Annotated in this window: 2 protein-coding genes; one reads left to right on the forward strand and one right to left on the reverse strand. The window is 32.5% G+C overall.

From position 1 onward, the window contains the following. Positions 1–1,323: ligand-binding sensor domain-containing protein (locus tag VFS71_RS08735; RefSeq protein ID WP_326400647.1), on the reverse strand; the 1,323-nt coding region annotated here is incomplete at its 3' end. A gap of 514 nt (positions 1,324–1,837) precedes the next feature. Here VFS71_RS08735 and VFS71_RS08740 point away from each other — a divergent pair. Continuing rightward, a partial coding sequence (locus tag VFS71_RS08740) for a DUF3943 domain-containing protein (RefSeq protein WP_326400649.1) occupies positions 1,838–2,673 on the forward strand: 836 nt, incomplete at its 3' end.

The raw sequence follows: 2,673 nt of genomic DNA on the forward strand, positions 1-2,673 counted from the left end.
AAATGAATTATAACATGAAAACTGGGTAATCGTATTGGTCGCAGAATTAATTCGGTTTACTCCTCCAGCCCAAGTTGACACCCAAATATCATTATTATTATCCCTAATTATTCCTGTGATAAAATTACTGCTGATTTTATGCCCCGAAGCTGCCGCAGTACTGTAGATGGTATAGGTATTGTTTTTTTTGTTCCAATATTTCAAACCTGCTCCATCTGTTCCTATCCAAAGATTCTTTTTTTCATCTTCGCAAAAAGACAATATAAAATTTTCCGCAGGGTCAATGTCTTTTACATTATATCGAATGTTTTTAAAATATTTCGGGCTATTGGCTATCATGCTTATACCGCCGCGCAAAGTTCCAATCCACATATTCCCCGAAACGTCTTCATGCAGACTCCATATCGAATTACTTTTTACAAGCTGTATGCCTTTGGCCAAACGGTATGGAACCGCTTTTTTTCTTTGGTCAATCACTTTATAAATACCCCGTCCATCGGTAGTTACCCACATTTCTTTTTTCTTATCGATACGAATATCCGAAACCGTACAGTTAACCGGCAGATAATTAGACGATAAAAAATTAGTCTGTGTATTAAAAGAATAAAGACCTTCATCTGTTCCCAGCCAAAGAGCTGCATCCGCAGAAAGTTTCATGCATTTTACTTCCATTGTTAAAGGATACACTACCTTCAGTTTTTTCGAATTGAAATTGTACTGGCAAATACCCACATTTCTTACATACACCCAGCAGCGGCTGTTTTTTGAATCATTTTCAAGAACCGCAGCATTATAATTGAACCGCAGTTTATTAGATTGTTCAAGACCTACAGACTTTCCCGTATAAGATCCGTTCTCATAAATAAGCAAACCGAAATTTTGTGAAGCGACCAATACCTGCTCTTTAGAAACTGACCGAATCTGATGAACTACATCTTTTAAAATTTGAGTGGTATTATTTTTTGAAACAAAATTAAGAGGATGAAAAACTGCTTCTCTTTTATCAAAAACGCAGGCACCGTTTGCACCGCCAACCCATATGTTTTTTTTATAATCTCCTTCAATATGATAAATTGTATTGAATGCCAATGAGTTTTTATCATTAATCTTATTGCGGTACACCTTAAAGTTATAACCGTCATAGCGGTTTAAACCGTCGTAAGTACCAAACCACATAAAGCCATCACTATCCTGATAAATTGTCGTGACTGAATTATTAGACAAACCATCTGATATATCTAGAAATTTAACGGAGTATTCTTGCGAAAAACCGTTTAAAGAAAAAACTAATAATAGTACAAGATGTAGTACAAAATTCTTCAAAGAAAAAAAGTTTAAATATTAACTAACTCAATTAGGTGTGAAAAGTACAATTATTAACTAATCTTATCAATAATAAAGATAAATTTCTGTTCAAAAGCTTCACTTTTCGCTTGATTGCAAATCTATTCTCATAAATTCGTTTTAATTAATCCAATAAATTTAAAAACAAGATATTTTAGAGATAACAACAAACTCATCTACAATAAGAATCATAATTAAACTTTATTAATGTTTCCCTACTATATTGCTAATTCATCATTGTTTAACTTAATAATACATTTATACATAGAGAATAAATCACACAATCCTTGAAAAACCTTCATTATTAATTTAAGATTAAGATGTAAAAATACCCGCCTAGTTCCTATTAATTAATTATATTTGCCCCGCTTGAAAACAGAACAAATTCAGTTACAAAGGGATTGTAATTCAACTGTTATGAAAGCAAAAAAAAATTATAATTTTAATCCAAATACATATTTGGGCATCTTTTTAACAGCATTTAAATCTTAAAATGAATCTATTTAAAACCGTTTTATTCGCCTTTATAATTTTACTTTCTGAAAATACCGTTTTTGCCCAACAAGCAGAACAGTCGATAGACTATCAGAATCAATTACCATCATCCCTTCCACAAAATACAATTGTCTATTCTACTCCTCAAAAAGAAAGTCCAGAAAATGTAATTCCTTACAACTATAGTACACTTTCATTGGCCGATAGTACATTAGTACAACAAAACGGAATAGTATATCCTCCTGCCAAAAGAGACTACAGAAGATTAGGTTATGATACTGGTATGTATTTTGGAGCTGCTATAATTGCCTTTGGTGTCCTTTATTCCATGCCCGAAAGTGTAACCAATTGGGATAAAGAAGCAATGAAAGAAAATGGAATTACCTATAAGTGGAAACAAAATGTAAAAGCAGGACCAGTTTGGGATAATGATGATTGGGTTTTAAACTGGATTACACATCCTTATTCTGGAGGAGTTTATTATATGACTGCCAGAAGTAGTGGTTTTAATATTTTTGAATCTTTTTTATACTCGGCTTTTATGTCTACCTTTTTTTGGGAATATGGTATAGAAGCATTTGCAGAGATTCCATCCAAACAAGATTTGATTATTACACCAGTATTAGGTTCTGTGGTAGGTGAAGGCTTTTTCTATGCCAAAAAAAGTATTTTAAAGCACGATAAAAAAGTATTAAACTCAAAAGTCTTAGGATATACCTCCTTGTTTTTAATAGACCCTTTCAATACATTACTGGATAGTTTTGGATATAAAGACCAAAGAACAACACAATTAAATCTGGCTCCTATCGGTTTTGACAAAGGAGCCAACAAAGC

This window comes from Flavobacterium sp. (assembly GCF_035760125.1).
In the GTDB taxonomy this organism is placed as follows: Bacteria; Bacteroidota; Bacteroidia; order Flavobacteriales; family Flavobacteriaceae; genus Flavobacterium.